Source organism: Bradyrhizobium sp., assembly GCF_036009065.1.
Classification (GTDB): domain Bacteria; phylum Pseudomonadota; class Alphaproteobacteria; order Rhizobiales; family Xanthobacteraceae; genus Bradyrhizobium.
This window is the reverse complement of the sequence record NZ_DASYMN010000449.1, coordinates 1-1,666: the sequence shown is the minus strand read 5'-3', so window position 1 is coordinate 1,666 and position 1,666 is coordinate 1. Positions and strand designations below refer to the sequence as shown.

The following is a 1,666-nucleotide window of genomic DNA, read 5'->3' as shown; positions in this document are numbered from 1 at the left end:
GGCTTGGTGTTGCCGGCGGATCGTCACAGTCCAGCGCCGGTGGCGGTGGCGGTGGCATCACCGGCGCGGAAGGCAACCCAACTTCCGCAAACGGCGGCAACGGCGGGTCTGGCGCATCTGGAATTGGCGGCGGTGGAGGGGCGGTGGCCGAACCCGCGCATGTCCCTCTTCCGGGCGTCGTCGAACCGGGGGCTACCGGGGGGCGGCAGGCGCCGGGAACTGATCGGTGCCAAGCACCTGCGCGTCGGGCACCAGGGCTGCGAATGCCAGCACGCTGACGAAGCCAGCGTGGGGCATGTGAGGTATATCGTTTCATCCACCTGATCGTCGGTCGGCTCAGGGACTACATCGAGATCAGCCGTGTCTCCTGCAAAGGTGAAGTGGCGCATGAGCGCCGTAATACCGGGTCTCATTGATCAGAACCCGTGCGCCCATTGGCGCAGTCCGATTGACATGATGCGCCAGGGCTGATCGACGAGCTTGTTCCAGGCCGTGCAGCAGTGATCGACGAGATCGTCGTACGATTGGAAGACGCGATTGGAGAGCCAGTTGTCGCGCATAAATTGCCAGACGTTTTCGACTGGATTGAGCTCGGGGCATTTTGGCGGCAACGCAATGATGGTGATGTTGGCCGGCACGACGAGGCGGCTCGACAAGTGCCAGCCAGCTTGATCGACCAGGAGGATGGCGTGAGCCGCGGGCGCGATCGCTTTGGCGATCTCCGCAAGATGCAGGTTCATCGCCTCGCTGTTGCAAGCCGGCAGGATCAAGGCTGCGCCCTTGCCCTGCTTGGGACAGACCGCGCCGAAGATGTAGGTGGAAGCGGTCCGCTGGTCGCGCGGCGCGCTCGGGCGGGTGCCGCGCTTGGCCCAGCGGCGGGTGATCTTGTTTTTTTGGCCAATACGGGCCTCATCGGCGAACCAGATTTCTATCGCGTCGCAGTCGACGCCTTTCGCGCGCGCGACCGTCTCCAGACGTTCCGGGAAGCTTTTTTAAAATTCTCAATCGCACCCGCCGCTTGAGCGTGGTGGCGCGGTCGGGCAGACAGTTTGCGGTAGCCCATAGACCGAAGCTCGCGGCTGAGTGTCTGCTTGGCGATCGTGATGCGGAATTCCTCGAAGATCCATTGCGCCAGATCAATCAGCCGCCAGCGCACCACACCATGCACTGCAGGGATCGGGCCACTTTCGATCATGCGGGCGATGGCCTGGCGCTGGGCATCATTGAGCTTGGGTGGGTGACCCGGCGACTTGCCATCCACCAGACCATCAGGACCCCGCGCGTTGAAGCGCAAGACCCAGTCGCGGACGATCTGAAGGCCGACCCCGCCAATCTTGGCCGCCTCGGTGCGCGTCGCGCCATCATATATCGCGGCAAGTGCCAGAAGCCGTCGAGCCTGAGCCCCGTCTTTGCTCTTCCTCGCCAAACCGCGAAGCTGTGGTGCATCGAAGTCGCGGCGCAATGGTATCGGAACCGACATGACGAACCTCCTGGGTTCGCCATCTTGAATCTGACTCGCCTCAATCTGGGAATCGACCACGAGTCATAATTTCAGAGACTCAGTATTAAACCCCGAACAGCTCCTTGAGCGTGCGTCCGGTGGTCGCTTTGGCCTGGGTAATAGCACGCTCTTCCGCCTTGTTCTTCGGTTCTGAAAAGCCGTGCG

The 1,666-nt window shown here is 62.3% G+C and carries 2 protein-coding genes; one reads left to right on the top strand and one right to left on the bottom strand.

From position 1 onward, the window contains the following. Positions 1–324 (top strand): hypothetical protein (locus tag VGP39_RS26800; RefSeq protein ID WP_327571113.1); only part of this gene is annotated, 324 nt, incomplete at its 5' end. Between the two features lie 92 nt (positions 325–416). Here VGP39_RS26800 and VGP39_RS26795 read toward each other — a convergent pair. After that, positions 417–1,480 (bottom strand): IS630 family transposase gene (locus VGP39_RS26795; protein WP_327571112.1). Its coding sequence is split into 2 segments (ribosomal slippage): positions 417–988 and positions 988–1,480, totalling 1,065 coding nucleotides; the frame shifts between segments, so codons are not numbered across the junction. Between the last annotated feature and the right edge of the window lie 186 nt (positions 1,481–1,666).